Below are 18,320 nucleotides of genomic sequence, written 5' to 3'. Positions count from 1 at the left end.
GCCTTAAGCCTGTTCAACTTTAATTAATAGCGCTACCGCTTCACACGCAATGCCTTCACCACGGCCGGTAAAACCGAGCTGTTCAGTGGTGGTCGCTTTTACGTTGATGTCATCCATATGACATTGTAGATCTTCTGCCAAGTGAACGCGCATTTGCGGGATATGCGGGGCCATTTTCGGTGCCTGCGCGATAATCGTAATATCCAGATTACCCAACCGGTAGCCTTTCGCCAGAATGCGGCGATATGCTTCACGTAATAAAGCGCGGCTATCGGCCCCTTTAAATGCAGGGTCAGTGTCAGGGAATAACTTACCGATATCACCTAGCGCCGCTGCACCCAATAATGCGTCGGTGGCGGCATGCAAGGCGACATCACCATCAGAATGTGCCAACAAGCCCTTTTCGTAAGGAATGCGCACCCCACCAATAATCAGCGGGCCACTGCCATTTTCGCCAAATTTATGAACATCGAAACCATGACCAATTCGCATTAATTGCACTCCAATCACTTTGGATATTGCCGTTGGGTTAAATAAAACTCTGCCAGCGCCAGATCCTCTGGGCGCGTCACCTTAATATTATCCGAACGCCCGGTAACCAATAGCGGATGATAGCCGCAATGTTCTAAAGCTGAAGCCTCATCGGTGACCACTGCGCCATCTTTTAAGGCGCGGGATAAGCACATTTTTAATAACTCAAGCGGGAAAAGTTGCGGTGTAAGGGCATGCCACAGCGCTTGACGATCAACAGTATGGGCAATGGCTTGAACCCCAGCCTCGCTCCGCTTCATGGTGTCACGAACCGGTGCTGCCAGAATGCCGCCGACCTTGCTGTGTTGTGTAATCGCTAATAGCTTTTCAAGATCGCCTTGATGCAAACAAGGGCGAGCCGCATCATGGACTAATACCCATTCTGCTTGCCCAGCCTGCTGCAAACCAGCCATGACAGAATCAGCTCGCGCATCACCGCCGTGAACCATGCTGATACGGGGATCATCGGCGATAGATAACTGAGAGAATTGCGTGTCCTGCGGGTGTATCACCACAATAATCCGCTGAATTCGTGGGTGGCCAAGCAAAGAACAAATAGCATGTTCAATGATGGTCTTGCCCCCCGCGATTAAATACTGTTTAGGGCAATCAGCCTGCATGCGGCTGCCAATGCCGGCCGCCGGTACTATCGCTATAATTTCAGGCGCTATAATTTCAGGCGCAATAACTTCGGGCGCAATAACTTCAGATGCGACAACTTCAGGAAGGGAAACTGCGAAATTACTCATTATTTATTGTTGTGCGTTATTTTGTGTCGAAGGGATACTCGCATTGCGTCTGGATTGGTCAGGAACCAGACGATAGAAACTTTCGCCGGGTTTAATCATACCCAGTTCGTTACGTGCGCGTTCTTCGATCGCCTCTTGACCACCATTTAAATCATCGATTTCAGCAAATAGCTGATCGTTTCGGGCTTTAAGTTTGCCGTTATTGACCTCTTGGAGCGCCACGTCATCCTTAACCCGAACAAAATCATGAACACCATTCTTGCCCAGCCACAATGAATACTGTAACCAGCCAAGTAAAATCAGCAATAGTAACGTAAGTTTTCCCATTCCCGCCCCCCGAAAAACGGCCTAATCATCCCACAACTTTTCATCGGACTCCACTGTGTGACAGAAATAGGCCACAAAGCGCAGATTAAAAGCCTAATCAAATAGGCTCAAAGGACGATTTTCGGCAAAAATACCACGTAAATCGACAAAATGTCATTAAATGCTAATTTTCAGTACACTTTCTCGCCGCTATTATCGATTAAGAAACTAGCAACGTCATCCAGAGATAAACACTGTAAAAATTGAATTTACCATTAGCTTGTGCCAGCCAATAGATTAAATATTCATATTTAATATCGCCATAAATAAATAACTCCTATCACAGTTGAGTTTACGTTTATAAAAGCTTATTTTTATGCACTCAAATTGCATAAATAAAAAATCAAGCTTTTACTTATTTCTAGCTTTTAACCGGGAGATTCACATGCTTAAACGTTTAATGTTAGTCGGGACTTGTCTGGCTGCCGTATTGTCTGCGGGCGCTGCGATTGCCGCCGAACCGACTTATGTGGTCGGTTCCGGTGGCACCTATCGCCCATTCGAGTATGAAAATAGCCAAAAACAACTGGAAGGTTTTGATATCGATATCATTAAAGCTATCGGCAAAGCAGAAGGTTTTCAGGTCAAATTGGTGAATACGCCGTGGGAAGGTATTTTTGCCACTTTAGGCTCAGGTGATCGCGATATCATTATTTCCGGTATTACCATTACCGACAAACGTAAGCAAATGGTTGATTTCTCTGACCCTTACTTCCCAGCAGAACAAACTATTGTTGTTCCTAAAGGCTCCAAAGTTGATTCTATTGCCGCATTGAAAAACCTGAATGTTGGCGTCGTGAATTCCAGCACCGGGGATATCGTGGTATCCGATGCTTTGGGAAAAAACAGCACAGCAATCAAGCGCTTTGATAATACTCCGCTGATGCTGCAAGAGTTATATGAAGACGGTATCGCCGCCGCAGTAGGTGATGTAGGCGTTGCCAAATTCTATCTGAAAACCCATCCGGAAAAAGCCTTTGAGCTGGTGGCTGATGATAAGTTTGAGCGCCAATATTTCGGCATCGCAGTGGCGAAAGGTAACGAAGAATTACGCAGCAAAATCAACAGTGGTCTGCAAAAAATCGTCGCTGACGGCACTTACGCCAAAATTTACGAAAAATGGTTTGATGCTCAGGTTCCAACCCTGCCAACAAAATAAATATCGTCTTATTTTAGCCACCGAGTAGCTGCGGTGGCACTTGTTTTACTTCATTGACCAGGTTGTTTGTCTTATGTCGGGATTTCGTTGGGAAATCATTCAGGAATACGCCCCACTGTTTATGGACGGCGCCTGGATGACAATAAAGTGCACCATTATTTGTGTCATTCTGGGAACCACCTGGGGGTTAACTCTTGGTCTGGGGCGGTTAGCACAGGCACCTCATGGTATCTGGAAGCCCATCCTGTATTACTTTGTTCAATGGCCAGTGCGTATCTATATCAGTGCCATTCGAGGAACCCCGCTCTTTGTGCAGATAATGGTGGTGCACTTTGCTCTGGTGCCACTGTTTATCAATCCACGGGATGGCATTCTGGTCACTAATGGCATTATGTCCTCTGATTTTGCCCGAATGCTGCGTTCTGATTACGGCGCATTTCTATCTTGTATCGTCGCTATCACATTAAATGCCGGAGCTTATGTTTCCGAGATTTTCCGTGCGGGGATTCAATCCATTGATCGCGGTCAAATGGAAGCTTCCCGCTCACTGGGGATGAGTTATGGCAAAACCATGCGCAAGGTTATCCTGCCGCAGGCTTTTCGCCGCATGTTACCGCCGCTCGGTAACAATGCTATCGCTATTGTAAAAGATTCATCGCTGGCATCCGCCATTGGACTGGCTGACTTAGCCTATGCCGCGCGTACCGTCTCCGGTGCCTATGCGACTTATTGGGAACCCTACCTGGTCATTTCCGTGGTGTATTGGGTTATCACATTCTTACTTTCGCTGTTAGTTCGGCATATGGAAACGAGGTTCGGTAAAAGTGATTCACGTACATAACCTGCAAAAACAATTTGGCGAAACCCATGTGCTGCGCGGTATTTCATGTGAAATCCAGCCAAAAGAAGTGGTTTGTATCATCGGCCCCTCTGGCTCAGGTAAAAGCACCTTTTTGCGCTGCATTAATGCACTGGAAACCTTATCGGGTGGCGAGATAACGGTGAATGGCTTTGAGATTCATAACCCAAAAACCGATCTCAACCGTATGCGCGAAAGTGTCGGCATGGTGTTCCAACGTTTCAATCTGTTCCCTCATATGACGGTGTTGGAAAACCTGATTATGGCACCCATGGATGTCAAAAAACTGCCACGCGTGCAGGCCATCGAACGGGCTGAATTGCTACTGCGTAAAGTGGGTTTGCTGGACAAAATTGATGCCTATCCCAGCAGCCTTTCAGGTGGGCAACAGCAACGCGTCGCTATCGCCAGAGCCTTGGCGATGGAACCTGAAATCATGCTATTTGATGAGCCAACCTCGGCACTCGATCCGGAACTGGTGGGCGAAGTGCTGGCAGTGATGAAAGCATTGGCTCTGGAGGGAATGACCATGGTGGTAGTCACGCATGAAATGGGCTTTGCCCGTGATGTCGCTGACCGGGTACTGTTTATTGATCAGGGCGTAATTCAGGAAGAAGGCAAACCAGAAGAGATCTTTACTGCACCAAGCAACCCGCGTACGCAGGCGTTTCTTAGCAAGGTGCTGTCGGCGCAAGGATAAACACTACCCGAACAAACTTGTCACAAATTGAAGCGGGCTGTCATAAAATCAAACCGGACAACCCGCCCCCCTCACCAGCCGGTGAGAAATGAAAACAGCATCCAGAATAAGCACACCACCGCAATACCAGCGCCACCTACAGTAATGAGCACATTACCGCGCGATAGCATACTCAGCGTAATCCCGATCAACACTGACACCGGCATCAAAGCTAAAAAGAACGGCCAAGTGTAGAGCAAAAAGAAGACGGTATTGGGGCCATAGACAAAGAAGGGGATCGCGAACGCCAGCCAATAGAAGACAAAGCCTGTAACGCCACCGAGAAAGGAGTAAGACGGCTCCTCCCGTTCCCGTTGTTCGTCGATAGTAATCTGGGTGATATTGAGCATAGAAATCCTGTGGGTACAGTTTACCGGCACGCTCTGAGGGCGTTTTGCCTATACATAAAATACCCAAGGTCATTGGCTCAAGAACGAAGGGTATATATCAGGATTTGATAATAGCTCGACCACGCAGCACGTCTAACAATTGTTCAATCAAATTTGTTACTAATTGTTCACCCTGCAAATGAATATCGGGATGCTCAGGAAATTCGTAAATAGAGTCAATGCCAGTGAAGTTTTTCAGCTCACCGGCACGGGCTTTTTTATACAATCCTTTCGGGTCACGGGCTTCGCAAATTGCCAACGGCGTATCCACAAACACTTCAATAAACTGGCCTGATGCCAGCATATCCCGCACCATATTTCGCTCTGCCCGATGCGGAGAGATAAACGCCGTTAACACCACCAGACCGGCATCCACCATCAATTTAGCCACTTCTCCAACCCGACGAATATTCTCGCGTCGGTCAGCATCAGAAAAGCCCAAATCACGGCATAAACCGTGGCGCACGTTGTCGCCATCAAGTAAGTAAGTACTGACACCGCGAGCAAACAGTGCCTGCTCCAGCGCACCGGCTACAGTAGATTTACCGGAGCCAGACAAGCCGGTAAACCACAGCACCACCCCCTGATGCCCATGCTGTTGCTCACGATCTTCTCGGGTCACCGCATGCGGATGCCAGACGACATTTTCGTCGGCTGGCGCGCCTTCCCGCTCATTGACACCCACATAATTAGTCTGATCGGCGTGCACGTTATTTCCCCCCTAACAGGTCACGCGCGCCCCAATGTGGGAAGTGGCGGCGGACCAGCGCGTTCAGCTCCAGTTCAAAGGCACTGAACTCAGTATTTTCCTGATAAACCGACTCTAGCGTTTCACGGATCAACCCAGCTCCCACCGTGACATTACTCAACCTGTCGATGAAGATCATACCGCCGGTATCGCGATTACGTTGATAGCTGTCCAACACCAGCGGCTCATCAAACGCCAGTTCAACCAAACCAATACCATTGAGTGGCAGGCTTTCAACTACCCGCTGGGTCAGCGAGTTGATTTCAACCTGATACTGAATATTTTCGACTCGTGCACGGGTCTTTTTCCCGGCGATTTTGATGTCATAACTTTGCCCGGCCACCAATGGCTGTTCCGCCATCCATACCACATCCACCAGCGCATTTTGCGCCGCTTTCAGGGTTTCACTGGCATCAACCAATAAATCACCACGGCTGATATCCACTTCATCGGTCAGCACCAGTGTGATAGCTTCACCGGGGCCAGCCTGAGTTAAGTCGCCATCAAAAGTGACAATGCGCGCAACAGTGGATTCCACTCCTGAGGGCAGTACTTTGATTTTTTGCCCAACCCGTACGATACCGGCAGATAAGGTGCCAGCATAACCGCGAAAATCCAGATTTGGCCGGTTAACATATTGCACCGGGAAGCGCAGCGGCTGCTGACGGCTGGCATTAACCACATCAACACTTTCCAGTACTTCAAGCAGTGTCGGGCCAGAATACCAATTCATCTTCTCACTGGGAGAGGCCACATTGTCGCCATCCAGCGCGGATAGCGGGACAAATTTAATATCCAGATCAGTGGGAAGTTGCTGGGCAAAACTCAGATAATCTTGTTTAAATTGCTCGAAAACACTTTCCTGATAATCGACCAAATCCATCTTATTCACGGCCACCACCAAGTGGCGGATACCCAGCAACGTGGCGATAAAGCTGTGACGGCGAGTTTGATCCAAAACCCCTTTGCGGGCATCGATCAGCAAAATGGCCAAATCACAGGTTGAAGCACCGGTCGCCATATTGCGCGTGTATTGCTCATGCCCTGGGGTATCGGCAATGATAAATTTGCGCTGTTCAGTCGAGAAGTAACGATAAGCGACATCAATAGTAATGCCCTGCTCACGCTCTGCCTGCAAACCATCCACCAGCAATGCCAGATCCAGTTTTTCGCCTTGAGTACCCATGCGCTTACTGTCTGTGTGCAGCGTAGTGAGCTGATCTTCGTAGATCTGGCGAGTATCATGCAATAAACGGCCAATTAGCGTACTTTTGCCATCATCCACACTGCCGCAGGTCAGAAAACGCAGCATGGTTTTATGTTGTTGCGCATGCAGATAGGCTTCCACCCCGCCTTCGTTAGCGATTTGCTGGGCGATGGAAGTGTTTTGTAAAATCATTGATTTACTTTCTATAATCGGCTGTTCTTCTGCCACTGATTGGCCTTGAAATTTGCTGTTCATTGGGCGCTCCTCAGAAATATCCCTGACGCTTTTTAAGCTCCATGGAGCCGGATTGATCGCGGTCGATCATACGACCCTGACGTTCGCTGGTGGTCGAGATAAGCATCTCTTCGATAATGGCAGGCAAGGTTTGCGCCTCGGACTCCACCGCACCGGTCAGTGGCCAGCAACCTAAAGTGCGGAAACGCACCATCTTCTGAGTAATCACTTCGCCCGGCTGCAAATCAATACGATCGTCGTCCACCATCAGCAACATCCCGTCGCGCTCCACCACTGGCCGTGGTTTCGCCAAATACAACGGCACAATGTCGATTTTTTCCAGGAAGATATATTGCCAGATATCCAGCTCAGTCCAGTTAGACAGCGGGAAAACGCGGATACTTTCACCTTTGTTAATCTGGCCGTTGTAGTTATGCCACAGCTCCGGGCGCTGGTTTTTCGGGTCCCAGCGATGGAAACGGTCACGGAACGAATAGATACGTTCTTTGGCACGAGATTTCTCTTCATCTCGCCGCGCTCCACCAAAAGCAGCATCAAAACCATATTTGTTCAGCGCTTGTTTAAGGCCTTCAGTTTTCATGATATCGGTGTGTTTGGCACTGCCGTGAACAAATGGGTTAATCCCCATCGCCACCCCTTCCGGATTGCGGTGCACCAGCAGCTCACAGCCAAACGCTTTGGCTGTGCGGTCGCGGAATTCATACATTTCACGGAATTTCCAGCCGGTGTCCACATGTAACAATGGGAATGGCAAGTTACCGGGGAAGAATGCCTTGCGCGCCAAATGCAGCATCACAGAAGAGTCTTTACCGATGGAATAGAGCATCACCGGGTTACCGAATTCGGCGGCCACTTCACGGATGATATGGATACTCTCCGCCTCCAATTGCCGCAAATGAGTGAGTCGTTTTTCGTCCATAACAGATCCTTTATGCCAAATTCACGACTGACGGGCTGATGGCCTGTTCAGTCTGAGGTTGTTGCCCAAACCAGGCAATTTGGTGATGTAAATCCACCACTTCGCCGATAACCAACAGTGCTGGTGTCGAGGCCTGATGTGCTAATAATTCCAACTCTGCCAATGTGCCCGTCAGGACTTGTTGATCAGCACGCGTGCCCCGACCAATCACCGCCACTGGTGTGGTGCTGGCCCGGCCGTGGGCGATTAATTGCTGGCTGATTTCAGCCGCTTTCACTGTGCCCATGTAAATCGCCAACGTCTGGCGGCCACGGGCGAGCGCCTGCCAATCCACATCATCACCATCAGCGCGGCAATGCCCGGTAATAAATGTCACGCTTTGTGCGTAGTCACGATGAGTCAGAGGAATACCCGCATAGGCTGTCGCCCCGCTAGCGGCTGTCACCCCGGGCACGATATGAAAGGGTATGCCCGCACGTGCCACAACTTGCAGCTCTTCACCACCACGACCAAAGATAAAAGGATCGCCCCCTTTTAGCCGAACCACTCGTTTGCCGCGCTGCGCTAAGGTGACTAATAATTGATTGGTTTCTTCTTGGGCAACCGAGTGCGCCCCCGCTCGCTTACCTACACAAATGCGTTGTGCATCACGGCGAACTAAATCCAGCACTTCTGGGCTAACTAAATGGTCATACAGCACCACATCAGCCTGCTGAATAACTTGCAGACCGCGTAAGGTCAGCAAACCGGGGTCACCGGGGCCAGCCCCCACCAAAGCGACTTCCCCCTGATTGCGGTTCTGCCCCTCCAATGATAATTGCAACTCTTCTTCAGCCTGCGCTAACTGACCACGGCTGATCAAGCTGGCAAAACGACCACTGAACGCATTCTCCCAGAAGCGGCGGCGCTCGCCCATTGAAGCTACGTGCTGTTTAACCCGACCACGCCAACGCCCGGCGACAGCGGCCATATCTCCCAAGCTGCTGGGTAACAAGGTTTCCAACTTCTCACGCAATATACGCGCCAGTACCGGCGCCTGGCCGGCAGAGGAAATCGCCACCACCAGCGGAGAACGATCGACAATCGACGGGAAGATAAATGAGCAACGGGGTTGATCATCAACCACGTTCGCCAGAAGATGCCGTTTATCTGCTGCCGCGAAAACTGCTGCATTCAGCGCAGTATCATTGGTAGCGGCAATCACCAAAAATACCTCATCCAACTGCTCGGGCAAGAAGTCTAATGCCAGCCAGTGAATGCGGCCGTCCTGATGAAGTTGCTCGAGTTCGGATGAGAGAGTCTGTGCCACTACCCGCACCTGTGCGCCCGTGCGGTGGAGTAAGTCAATTTTTCGCGCAGCAACTTCACCTCCACCAACGACCAGTACCGGGCGTTGTTTCAAGTCGGCAAAAAGAGGTAGATAGTCCACAGCATCCTTCAATTACATAATAAGCATATACGTAGGGTGACTATAGGGGGGGGTTATGGCCTTATGAAATGACTAAAAGTAATTACAAGTTCCATAATGATATATAGGCGTAATAGTAAGGTTCCCAGCGATATTACTCAGATTATCACTGCGAACAATTTTCTTATCTTCTGACATAAATATCTGCACTTTAGGAGCCATACGGATTGTCTATTACACACGACACTCCCATACTAATGACGTTATCTATGCCAACAGGTATAGCGCAGACTATAAACAAGGATATTTCGGTATGCTTTCCCGTCGTTGCCTAAAGTGGGCACTCTTTACGCTGAGTTTAACGACCGTCCTGCCACTTCAGGCAGCGACATCTCCCGCCACCGGTCAAATAGCTGAACAACAAGTTCGCCATATCAGTACCTACTTTCCTGGCCGCATGGCAGGCAGCCCTGCTGAATTACTGGCAGCTGAGTATATTAATCATCGTTTTCAGCAGATGGGCTATCAGAGTAATTTACGTGGCTTCAATACCCGTTATCTTTATACCAGTAAAAATGGCAAGCAAAGCTGGCGCAACGTCAGTGCCACCTCGGTCATTGCTGCCCGCAACGCATCAACCAATAAAGAAGATGATCAAAAGCAGATAGTCATCATGGCGCACTTTGATACTTACACCCCGCAAAGTGATAAAGATTTAGATAAAAATCTGGGCGGTCTGACCTTACAAGGTGTTGATGACAATGCCGCGGGGGTCGGAGTGATGCTGGAACTGGCGGAGCGCCTCAAAAAAGCGCCGTTGCGCTATGATGTGCGTTTTGTCGCGCTCAGTGCCGAGGAAATTGGCGCGCAAGGCACTGAAAATTATCTACAACGAATGAGTCCAGCAGAGAAAGCCAACACGTTGCTGGTGATCAATTTAGATAACCTGATCACTGGCGACCGCCTCTATTTTAATGCCAGTAACCAACCCTCGGCTCAGGCTGCCAGGGATCAGGCACTGACACTGGCGCGCCGCTATGGCATTACAGCTTCCACCGTAAAAGATAAAGTGACTTCGCCATGTCGGGTAGAGAAGGATGCTTTTGATTCTACAGGGATACCGGTGTTATTCGTCGAGGCCAGCAACTACACATTGGGCAATAAAGATGGCTGCCAACAACGAGCTATCAGTAAGCATTTCCCACAGGGAACCACTCGTCATCAAAGCCAACTGGATAACTTAAATTATCTGGATAAATTCTTACCGGGGCGAATCACCAAACGTACACACGATACCGTACAGATATTGCTGCCACTGATACAAGAGTTAGCTGCCGCTAAAAAATAGTTTCCACTATGCGAAACATCACGCAAAACAAGTAAAAAAACCAATTAATTCAAATCAAAGGCGATCAGTACGGTCGCCCTTTTCCGTGTTTTCAGCGTATAACTTTTGGTAGGTATGATACCTATAAATAATTGACTCAATCTTGTTGGTGGGTATGATACCCACCAGCGCTCACCAGGAGGTCACATGGAGAGTGGCGAATTAATAAAGCGATTGCAGGATGCGGGCTGGCAAATCAGAGGAGGTAAAAAAACCAATGGTGGGAGCCATATCACTCTGTGTAAATCAGGTATCCGTAAAATTATTACGCTCCCTCATCCACGCCAAGAGTTATCCAAAGGCATGCTGCGGCAAGCCCAGCAGATTTCCGAGATTAAATTGATTTAAGCAACGCGGTATACCCTAAATAGTTCAAGTTGCAACTCCCCAAGAGCTTACACAAGTAAGTAGCTGGGGCAGCCAACACAGATGCAGCTTGCTGTATAACGGGTATAAACAGCTTGGGGAGTTAACCATGATCTACCCTATTTTCATCTTCAGTACTGTAGAAGGATTCGACGGCTATTTTCCCGATATTGACGGCTGCTTCTTTGCGGGTAATACCTTTGCGGAGATTAGTCAGAATGCTGAAGAAGCCTTTGCCACTCATATTGAGGCGCTAATGAATGAAGGTTTTCCATTACCAACGCCCGCCAAAGATCCACAACGGTATATCAATGATCCGCGTTTAAAAGAGGATGGCGGCATTTTGGGGTTTGTCGAGATCGACCCGGCCAAGTATGAAAGTAAGGCAATAAAATTTAATCTGACGATGTCACAGAATCTACTCACTGCGATTGATAAGTTTATCGCCACCCACCGTGGTTATAAGAATCGTAGCCAGTTTCTGGCTGAGTTGGCACGTGAGCGAATAGCTCGTTAGTGGCCACTAAAAGAAAGGGCGCGATTAGCTCTCTCAGACTGCTGACAAACCCCAAAAACTCGATCTTGCAAGGTGAAGGCAGGTAGAAGAGTAAAGCGTCCGCGCCAAGGATGGCGCGGCTCGAGCCTCCAGGGATGGATTGACGGCGTCTTTACGATCTGCCTGTTTCACCGACACGGGCACTTTGTCATTAACCTCAAGGCGCAATTAGCGCCCTATTCTCAATCTGTCGCGATCAGCCTTCATGCAAACCGCATTCACGTTTTAGGCCGAAGAAACGCGTCTCTTCTTCACTCATACCCGGTTCCCATTTACGGGTGGTATGGGTATCACCGACCGAGAGATAACCCTGCTCCCACAGTGGATGGTAGCTCAAGCCATGTTGCGTCAAATACTGATAAACCTGACGGTTATCCCAATCAATGATAGGAAGCAACTTGAAGACCCCGCGTGCAATTGCCAAAACAGGTAGCTTTGCACGACTCCCCGATTGTTCACGACGCAGCCCCGCAAACCAGGTTTGAGCACCTAAGGTTTCCAGTGCGCGATTCATTGGCTCAACTTTATTCAAATCATTGTAGCGCTCAATCCCCTCAACACCCTGCTCCCACAGTTTGCCATAGCGGGCTTCTTGCCAGGCAGGGCTTTGCTGCGCGCGAAACACCTGCAAATTGAGCTGAAGTTTTTCGGTGAGAGAGTCAATAAACTGATAGGTCTCTGGGAATAGATAACCGGTATCAGTGAGAATCACCGGGATATCAGGCTGCTGGCGTGTCACCAGATGCAAGCAAACTGCGGCCTGAATACCAAAGCTGGAAGAGAGCACAAACTCACCGGGTAGATTTTCCAACGCCCAGCTGACGCGCTCCTGTGCGGTTAGATGCTCCAATTGTCCATTAACCAGCGCCAATGCCGCCGCTTGTTCCGCTTTCGGCAGCGCATTAAGTTCATTGAGATTAAATTGGCTCACACCGCCTCCTGAACATCATAAAAGTCGCGGGCTGAATCTATCACCGGAGCAATAACACCGACGCGAATAACAAAATCACCGAAACCTTCATCAGTATGACGTTCCTTCGCCCAGCGCCCGACCAATTGATCGGTAATGGCCAGAATTTCATCTTCGGTAATGTTTTCACGGTACATCCGCGGTATTCGTGTACCTTCGCGATTGCCGCCCAGATGCAGGTTATATCGGCCAACCGCTTTCCCCACCAGCCCCATTTCCGCCAATAAAGCACGGCCACAACCATTCGGGCAACCGGTGACTCGCATCACAATATGCTCATCAGGCAGACCATGCTGTTGCAAAATACCTTCAATACGGGTGACAAACTCCGGCAGGAAGCGTTCAGCCTCCGCCATCGCCAATGGGCAAGTTGGGAACGAAACACAAGCCATTGAATTTTCACGCTGCGGGCTGACACTGTCATCCATCAGACCATGTTCACGGGCCAATGCTTCAATGCGCGCTTTGTCTTTTTCCGGCACGCCAGCCACAATCAGGTTCTGGTTAGCGGTTAAACGGAAATCGCCCTGATGGATTTTGGCAATTTCCGCCACGCCGGTTTTCAGACTGCGGCCTGGGTAATCCAGCAAACGGCCATTTTCGATAAATAAGGTCAGATGCCACTTTTTATCAATGCCTTTCACCCAACCAATACGATCGCCACGACCAGTAAATTGATAAGGTTTGATGGCTCCGAAACTCACACCGGCGCGCTTTTCAACTTCGGCTTTAAACACATCAACACCGACGCGCTCTAGCGTATATTTGGTTTTAGCATTCTTACGGTCAGTACGGTTACCCCAATCGCGTTGGGTCGTCACCACCGCTTCAGCGATAGCTAAAGTGTGTTGTAGCGGGATATAGCCAAATTCACTGGCTTTACGTGGGTAAGTATTCTTATCACCGTGGGCAATAGATAACCCACCGCCTACCAGCACGTTAAAGCCGACTAACTTGCCTTTGTCCGCCACAGCGACAAAATTAAGGTCATTGGCATGGAGATCCACATCATTTTGCGGCGGAATAACTACCGTCGTTTTAAATTTGCGTGGCAAATAAGTAGCACCGAGGATCGGTTCTTCATCCGTGGTCGCGACTTTTTCTGCATCCAGCCAGATTTCAGCGTAAGCACGGGTGCGCGGCAGTAAATGTTCAGAAATCTTCTTCGCCCATTCATAAGCTTCCTGATGGAGCACTGATTCCACCGGATTCGAGGTGCAAAGCACGTTACGGTTAACATCGTTTGCCGTCGCCAATGCATCCAAACCTAATTGATTGAGCAACTGGTGAGCTGGTTTCACATTCCCTTTCAAAATGCCATGAAACTGGAATGTCTGGCGGTTAGTGATACGGATACTGCCGTATAAGGTGTTATCCGCAGCAAACTTATCAATACCCAACCACTGTTGCGGGGTGATGATTCCGCCGGGTAAACGGCAGCGCAACATCATGGCATGACGTGGTTCCAGCTTCTGTTCTGCGCGCTCGGCACGGATATCACGGTCATCTTGTTGATACATGCCGTGAAAGCGGATCAGCAAGAAGTTATCGCCGTTGAACCCACCGGTCAGCCCGTCATTCAAATCTTCTGCAATCGTCCCGCGTAGGAAGTTGCTTTGCGACTTCATGCGCTCGCCGTCAGAAAGTTTTCCCGTCACGACCAACGGCCCAGGGTGTTTTTCACTCATCAGTACACATCCCGCTGATAACGGCGCGCCAGGCGCAGCTCACTTAAATATTCATCAGCCTGCTCAGCATCCATCGCGCCGTGCAGAGCTACCACGTCCAGTAAAACCTGCTCAACGTCTTTCGCCATGCGATTAGCATCGCCACAGACGTAAATATGGGCACCTTGTTGGATCCAGTTCCACAGTTCTGCACCTTGTTCGCGCAGTTTGTCTTGTACATATATTTTATGGGCTTGATCGCGCGACCATGCCAGATCAATACGAGTCAGCAAGCCATCTTTGACATAGCGTTGCCATTCGACCTGATAGAGAAAATCTTCAGTAAAATGCGGATTGCCGAAAAGTAACCAGTTCTTGCCCGTAGCACCATCGGCTTCGCGCTGCTGCATAAACGCACGGAAGGGGGCAATACCGGTTCCTGGCCCGATCATTATGACTGGCGTTTCTGGGTTAGTGGGTAAACGGAAGTTATCGTTATGTTCGATAAAGATGCGAATATCACCATCCACTTCCAGCCGATCCGCCAGATAACCCGATGCACCACCTGTACGTGGCCGGCCATCAATGTCATAGCGCACCACACCGACGGTAATATGCACTTCACTCTCGGTTTCAGCCTGTGAGGAGGCGATAGAATAGAGGCGGGGTGTTAGTGGCCGTAACAGCGCAACAAGTTGATCGGCATTCAGGTCTGAAGGTGCCTGACGAACCATATCAACAATTGGGGTATTCTTCGCATAATGTTGCAGCGCTGGTTTATCCGCCAGCAAAGCAATCAATTTTTCATCACGGGAAAGTGCTGCATATTTATCGACGATCAGGGTGGTATTTTGTGTCAGTTCAAGCTGGCTACGCAGTGCTTGCGACAGCGATATATTCTGCCCATCAATACTGACCTGCTCATCGCCTTTAAGCCACAATAGCGCCAACAACTCTTCGACCAATGCCGGGTCATTATCAAACCAAATACCCAGAGCATCGCCCGGCTGATAGCGCAGCCCGGAGTCCCCTAAATCAATTTCAATATGGCGTACATCTTTCTCCGAGTTACGGCCCGTCACTTTTTGCTGCACAGATAACTGTGCGGTCAGTGGCGCAGCCTTGCTGTATGGGCTGGAGGTAATTTCATCAACCGCACCGCTTGGTGTTACTGCTACCGCAGCCGCTGATTGCGCGGGGACTCTTGCCTGCAATGCCGCTACAATCTGTTGACGCCACTGCTGTGCGGATTCTTGATATTCCACATCAGCATCGACTCTCTCCAATAACCGCTGTGCACCCAACTCAGCCAATTTGTTGTCGAAGTCTTTGCCTGCCTGACAAAAATGCTCGTATGAGGTATCGCCTAAACCAAATACCGCAAAGGCCATTTCTGGCAATTTCGGCGCTTTTTTAGAGAATAGGAACTTATGCAAGGCAACAGCCTCTTCGGCCGGCTCACCTTCACCTTGAGTGGAAGCCACAATCACCAGCAAGCGCTCTTGCGCGATCTGCTTAAACTTATAATCACCGGCGTTAACCAGATTGACGTTAAGTTTGGCAGCCAAAAGGTCATCGCGTAACTGTTCGGCCAAGCGGCGTGCATTACCGGTTTGAGAGGCAGAAATCAGGGTAATAGTTACCGCCGCAGGGGCCGCTACAGCAGGAGCAACAACCGCACCGGGTTGCTGATTAACCATGCCCCAAAAGTAGCCAGATAACCATGCCATTTGGGTTGGGGAAAACTCACCCACCGCCGCCTGCAAGCGGGCTAACTGCTCCGGCGATAGCGGAAGTAAAGAACTAGGAGGAACCTGAGTCGTCATTGCAGTACTAATTCCCTTAAGCTATAGCCAGTGTCAGCTGATATATTCAGCAAATAAATCTTGATGTTTGTAAGGTTAACCATCCCGATAATAACAATTAAAGAAGCAATAGAAATAATAAATAACCAAAACGACTAAGCGGTTTTTCAGGTAATAGATATGAGTTAAAGTGTTCAACTTATTAGGAAATTTGCGCCCACTGATATTGCGCCACAGATTGAGTTCGTCTGTATATAAATCAGTAGGCTACGCTATAGATAAGCACAACGCGTCAGGCTCGGGAGGCCACACCGCTAGCGCATTCATAGCCAGCATCGATGCTTTCCGGTACTATGCGGCGGTTTTTTGAGTCAATAAGGTCAGAATGATGAGCACCACCCTATTTAAAGATTTTCAGTTTGAAGCTGCCCACTTGTTGCCCCATGTACCAGAGGGCCACAAATGCGGTCGTTTGCACGGCCATTCATTTATGATCCGTATCGAGGTCACCGGTGAAGTTGATGCTCACTCCGGCTGGGTGATGGATTTTGCTGAACTCAAAGCTGCGTTTAAACCGATTTGGGAACGTTTGGATCATCACTATCTGAATGACATTCCCGGTCTGGAAAATCCGACCAGTGAAGTGCTGGCCAGCTGGATTTGGCAACAGCTTAAACCGCAATTACCAGAACTGAGCGCCGTCATGGTAAAAGAGACTTGTTCTGCGGGTTGTGTTTTTCGCGGCTAATAAATCGCGGCAAGTACAATTGATTCATCAGGGCGCTACCACGCCCTGCCTATCAAGCGATATTTAAATACTTATGTGTCTGCATCGACAGCCGCCAGTTCCTGGCAATACAGGTTTCGATACAAAGCTTGGTAGCCTCGTCTTTCTGGCTGATGGGCTGTAACGCAATAATCCGCTTTTTATCATCCGTCAGTGTTTCCAGCAGTTGCTCAAGTGCTTCGATATCCCGTAAACGCCCCACCGGATGCTTAATTTCATCTGCGCGCTGTAATGCCTGAGGCAACACTTTCAGTCCACCACGCATATTCACTTTTGGCGAAACTGTGACCCAAGTGGCGGCGGAACACTGCACTTCATGAGTGCCGCTGGTTTCAATCTGGCAACTGTAACCGGCCTGTTCCAACTGAGACGTTAAAGGGAACAAGTCGTAAATAGCGGGTTCACCGCCGGTTATGACCACATGGCGAGCGGTATATCCCTGCTGAGAGAAAATATCCAATAATTGCTGTGCACTGGCGGTTGCCCAGGCATCACTTTCCGCAGTTTTTACCATGATACGCTGCATATCGACTTCCCGATCGGCCTCTTTTTCCCAGGTATGTTTGGTATCGCACCAGCTACAACCGACTGGGCAGCCCTGCAAACGCACGAAAATCGCCGGTACGCCGGTGAAGTAACCCTCGCCCTGCAAGGTCTGGAACATTTCATTAATCGGGTACTGCATCAGTATCTCTATCGTCATTCAAACCAATGGGTGATTATCGCAGATTCCATAGCTGTGACCAAACGGGTAACACCGTCGCTACCCGTTTGTTTGTATCAGACAGTTACTCAATCACTCCACAAGCCATTCGTGCACCGCCACCGCCCAGAGGCATTGGATGGTCGGCATAATTATCCCCACCAGCATGGATCATCAAAGCATGCTGCTTCAGTTCAGAGAGTGATTTCAGCCGTGGAGCCAATACCTGATAAGTGGCAGTCCCATCGGCATTCACCACCAGTCCAGGTAGGTCGCCTAAATGCCCTTTATCATTGTACGGCCCGAGATGAGCAGCAGTTTTTTGTGGGTCAAAATGTCCGCCAGCAGTAAGTGCGGGCACGGCTTTACCGTCTTTCTGCCCCGGTGTACAACTTGGATTTTCATGCAGATGGAAACCATGAATACCCGCTACCAGCCCAGTCAGGTTCGGTGTGAACAATAAACCATAAGGTGTTTCGCTTACTGTCACGGTACCCAAAGCTTTACCATTGCCTTCCGGTAGCGCTTCATTCATGGTCACAGTAATATCCGCAGCCAGCGCGCTACCAGTCAAAAAGATCGCGGGTAAAAGTAGGTATTTCAGTTTCATCAGTTATCTTCCTTTATGCATTATTGTCGAGTCATTCGGGTACTCATTAATGATAACCGGTGATGAATTATCTGCACGGGTGTGGTACTTGGGATGTGAGTCAGATGAGGTCGCTCCTACGAGATTCAGATTAATCTCGC

The 18,320-nt window shown here is 49.3% G+C and carries 20 protein-coding genes; 7 read left to right on the top strand and 13 right to left on the bottom strand.

Translation table 11 applies throughout. The features are described 5' to 3' along the window. Positions 1–3: 3 nt before the first annotated feature. The 3 genes from ispF to ftsB are packed head-to-tail and all read right to left on the bottom strand — an operon-like array spanning position 4 to position 1,607. Positions 4–492 (bottom strand): 2-C-methyl-D-erythritol 2,4-cyclodiphosphate synthase, encoded by a 489-nt coding sequence (gene ispF, locus QSV56_RS05195; RefSeq protein ID WP_005167293.1) that lies wholly within the window; start codon positions 490–492, stop codon positions 4–6. A gap of 14 nt (positions 493–506) precedes the next feature. After that, positions 507–1,280, bottom strand: a complete 774-nt coding sequence (gene ispD, locus QSV56_RS05190; RefSeq protein ID WP_019080443.1) for a 2-C-methyl-D-erythritol 4-phosphate cytidylyltransferase — start codon at positions 1,278–1,280, stop codon at positions 507–509. Between the two features lie 3 nt (positions 1,281–1,283). Next, the gene (ftsB, locus tag QSV56_RS05185; RefSeq protein ID WP_005167289.1) at positions 1,284–1,607 is read right to left on the bottom strand and encodes a cell division protein FtsB; all 324 of its coding nucleotides are present in this window, start codon (positions 1,605–1,607) and stop codon (positions 1,284–1,286) included. A 424-nt stretch (positions 1,608–2,031) separates the two neighbouring features. On the opposite strand from ftsB, the gene QSV56_RS05180 reads away from it, so the two are divergent. The 3 genes from QSV56_RS05180 (at position 2,032) to QSV56_RS05170 (ending at position 4,364) form a co-directional block, all read left to right on the top strand. Next, positions 2,032–2,805, top strand: a complete 774-nt coding sequence (locus QSV56_RS05180; protein ID WP_019083930.1) for a basic amino acid ABC transporter substrate-binding protein — start codon at positions 2,032–2,034, stop codon at positions 2,803–2,805. A gap of 73 nt (positions 2,806–2,878) precedes the next feature. Continuing rightward, positions 2,879–3,646 carry an amino acid ABC transporter permease gene (locus QSV56_RS05175; protein ID WP_019080445.1) on the top strand — a complete coding sequence of 256 codons (768 nt, stop codon included), beginning with the start codon at positions 2,879–2,881 and terminating at the stop codon, positions 3,644–3,646. Next, positions 3,630–4,364 carry an amino acid ABC transporter ATP-binding protein gene (locus QSV56_RS05170; RefSeq protein ID WP_019080446.1) on the top strand — a complete coding sequence of 245 codons (735 nt, stop codon included), beginning with the start codon at positions 3,630–3,632 and terminating at the stop codon, positions 4,362–4,364. The genes QSV56_RS05175 and QSV56_RS05170 overlap by 17 nt, the downstream gene beginning before the upstream one ends. A 71-nt stretch (positions 4,365–4,435) precedes the next feature. On the opposite strand, the gene QSV56_RS05165 is transcribed toward QSV56_RS05170, so the two are convergent. The 5 genes from QSV56_RS05165 to cysG form a co-directional block, all read right to left on the bottom strand. After that, positions 4,436–4,753 carry a DUF3561 family protein gene (locus QSV56_RS05165; RefSeq protein WP_005167287.1) on the bottom strand — a complete coding sequence of 106 codons (318 nt, stop codon included), beginning with the start codon at positions 4,751–4,753 and terminating at the stop codon, positions 4,436–4,438. 97 nt (positions 4,754–4,850) lie between these two features. Continuing rightward, the gene (cysC, locus tag QSV56_RS05160; protein ID WP_050131923.1) at positions 4,851–5,501 is read right to left on the bottom strand and encodes an adenylyl-sulfate kinase; all 651 of its coding nucleotides are present in this window, start codon (positions 5,499–5,501) and stop codon (positions 4,851–4,853) included. A 1-nt stretch (position 5,502) separates the two neighbouring features. Beyond that, a complete protein-coding gene (cysN, locus tag QSV56_RS05155; RefSeq protein WP_172666017.1) occupies positions 5,503–7,002 on the bottom strand; it encodes a sulfate adenylyltransferase subunit CysN in 1,500 nt (499 codons plus the stop codon). Between the two features lie 10 nt (positions 7,003–7,012). Continuing rightward, positions 7,013–7,921: a sulfate adenylyltransferase subunit CysD gene (gene cysD, locus QSV56_RS05150; RefSeq protein WP_019083933.1), complete on the bottom strand. Its 909-nt coding sequence runs from the start codon at positions 7,919–7,921 to the stop codon at positions 7,013–7,015. 10 nt (positions 7,922–7,931) lie between these two features. Further along, a complete protein-coding gene (gene cysG, locus QSV56_RS05145; RefSeq protein ID WP_301211119.1) occupies positions 7,932–9,350 on the bottom strand; it encodes a siroheme synthase CysG in 1,419 nt (472 codons plus the stop codon). A 292-nt stretch (positions 9,351–9,642) separates the two neighbouring features. Between cysG and QSV56_RS05140 the strand changes: the two genes are divergently transcribed. The 3 genes from QSV56_RS05140 (at position 9,643) to QSV56_RS05130 (ending at position 11,599) form a co-directional block, all read left to right on the top strand. Further along, the gene (locus QSV56_RS05140) at positions 9,643–10,677 is read left to right on the top strand and encodes an aminopeptidase (RefSeq protein ID WP_046051559.1); all 1,035 of its coding nucleotides are present in this window, start codon (positions 9,643–9,645) and stop codon (positions 10,675–10,677) included. Between the two features lie 186 nt (positions 10,678–10,863). Further along, a complete protein-coding gene (locus QSV56_RS05135; protein WP_046695419.1) occupies positions 10,864–11,064 on the top strand; it encodes a type II toxin-antitoxin system HicA family toxin in 201 nt (66 codons plus the stop codon). Positions 11,065–11,191: 127 nt separating this feature from the next. Next, positions 11,192–11,599, top strand: a complete 408-nt coding sequence (locus tag QSV56_RS05130) for a type II toxin-antitoxin system HicB family antitoxin (RefSeq protein WP_301211113.1) — start codon at positions 11,192–11,194, stop codon at positions 11,597–11,599. Between the two features lie 235 nt (positions 11,600–11,834). Here the strand turns inward: QSV56_RS05130 and QSV56_RS05125 are convergent, their stop codons facing one another. Genes QSV56_RS05125 through cysJ form a run of 3 tightly spaced genes read right to left on the bottom strand, consistent with a single transcriptional unit; the run spans position 11,835 to position 16,101 of the window. Beyond that, positions 11,835–12,569 carry a phosphoadenylyl-sulfate reductase gene (locus QSV56_RS05125; protein ID WP_019080453.1) on the bottom strand — a complete coding sequence of 245 codons (735 nt, stop codon included), beginning with the start codon at positions 12,567–12,569 and terminating at the stop codon, positions 11,835–11,837. Continuing rightward, positions 12,566–14,296 carry an assimilatory sulfite reductase (NADPH) hemoprotein subunit gene (gene cysI, locus QSV56_RS05120; protein ID WP_046051561.1) on the bottom strand — a complete coding sequence of 577 codons (1,731 nt, stop codon included), beginning with the start codon at positions 14,294–14,296 and terminating at the stop codon, positions 12,566–12,568. The genes QSV56_RS05125 and cysI overlap by 4 nt, the downstream gene beginning before the upstream one ends. Further along, on the bottom strand, positions 14,296–16,101 hold the full coding sequence (gene cysJ, locus QSV56_RS05115; RefSeq protein ID WP_301211107.1) for an NADPH-dependent assimilatory sulfite reductase flavoprotein subunit: 1,806 nt from the start codon (positions 16,099–16,101) through the stop codon (positions 14,296–14,298). The genes cysI and cysJ overlap by 1 nt, the downstream gene beginning before the upstream one ends. Positions 16,102–16,468: 367 nt before the next feature. Between cysJ and queD the strand changes: the two genes are divergently transcribed. Then, complete coding sequence (gene queD, locus QSV56_RS05110) at positions 16,469–16,828, top strand: 6-carboxytetrahydropterin synthase QueD (protein ID WP_019080455.1); 360 nt, start codon at positions 16,469–16,471, stop codon at positions 16,826–16,828. Between the two features lie 52 nt (positions 16,829–16,880). On the opposite strand, the gene queE is transcribed toward queD, so the two are convergent. Further along, entirely contained in the window at positions 16,881–17,552 is a 672-nt protein-coding gene (gene queE, locus QSV56_RS05105) for a 7-carboxy-7-deazaguanine synthase QueE (protein WP_019080456.1), read from the bottom strand. A gap of 103 nt (positions 17,553–17,655) precedes the next feature. After that, the gene (gene sodC, locus QSV56_RS05100; RefSeq protein ID WP_046051564.1) at positions 17,656–18,180 is read right to left on the bottom strand and encodes a superoxide dismutase family protein; all 525 of its coding nucleotides are present in this window, start codon (positions 18,178–18,180) and stop codon (positions 17,656–17,658) included. Positions 18,181–18,320 lie beyond the last annotated feature (140 nt).

The sequence above is a fragment of the Yersinia sp. 22-579 genome (assembly GCF_030433455.1).
Taxonomy (GTDB): domain Bacteria; phylum Pseudomonadota; class Gammaproteobacteria; order Enterobacterales; family Enterobacteriaceae; genus Yersinia; species Yersinia enterocolitica.
This window is presented reverse-complemented; position numbering and strand designations above follow the sequence as displayed.

Coding starts and splice junctions, on each gene's coding strand:
- cysJ (WP_301211107.1), bottom strand. CDS start 16,101: ATGACGACTCAGGTTCCTCCTAGTTCTTTACTTCCGCTATCGCCGGAG.
- ftsB (WP_005167289.1), bottom strand. CDS start 1,607: ATGGGAAAACTTACGTTACTATTGCTGATTTTACTTGGCTGGTTACAG.
- QSV56_RS05175 (WP_019080445.1), top strand. CDS start 2,879: ATGTCGGGATTTCGTTGGGAAATCATTCAGGAATACGCCCCACTGTTT.
- QSV56_RS05180 (WP_019083930.1), top strand. CDS start 2,032: ATGCTTAAACGTTTAATGTTAGTCGGGACTTGTCTGGCTGCCGTATTG.
- queE (WP_019080456.1), bottom strand. CDS start 17,552: ATGCAGTACCCGATTAATGAAATGTTCCAGACCTTGCAGGGCGAGGGT.
- QSV56_RS05140 (WP_046051559.1), top strand. CDS start 9,643: ATGCTTTCCCGTCGTTGCCTAAAGTGGGCACTCTTTACGCTGAGTTTA.
- ispF (WP_005167293.1), bottom strand. CDS start 492: ATGCGAATTGGTCATGGTTTCGATGTTCATAAATTTGGCGAAAATGGC.
- queD (WP_019080455.1), top strand. CDS start 16,469: ATGAGCACCACCCTATTTAAAGATTTTCAGTTTGAAGCTGCCCACTTG.
- QSV56_RS05130 (WP_301211113.1), top strand. CDS start 11,192: ATGATCTACCCTATTTTCATCTTCAGTACTGTAGAAGGATTCGACGGC.
- sodC (WP_046051564.1), bottom strand. CDS start 18,180: ATGAAACTGAAATACCTACTTTTACCCGCGATCTTTTTGACTGGTAGC.
- cysN (WP_172666017.1), bottom strand. CDS start 7,002: ATGAACAGCAAATTTCAAGGCCAATCAGTGGCAGAAGAACAGCCGATT.
- QSV56_RS05165 (WP_005167287.1), bottom strand. CDS start 4,753: ATGCTCAATATCACCCAGATTACTATCGACGAACAACGGGAACGGGAG.
- cysI (WP_046051561.1), bottom strand. CDS start 14,296: ATGAGTGAAAAACACCCTGGGCCGTTGGTCGTGACGGGAAAACTTTCT.
- QSV56_RS05135 (WP_046695419.1), top strand. CDS start 10,864: ATGGAGAGTGGCGAATTAATAAAGCGATTGCAGGATGCGGGCTGGCAA.
- ispD (WP_019080443.1), bottom strand. CDS start 1,280: ATGAGTAATTTCGCAGTTTCCCTTCCTGAAGTTGTCGCATCTGAAGTT.
- cysD (WP_019083933.1), bottom strand. CDS start 7,921: ATGGACGAAAAACGACTCACTCATTTGCGGCAATTGGAGGCGGAGAGT.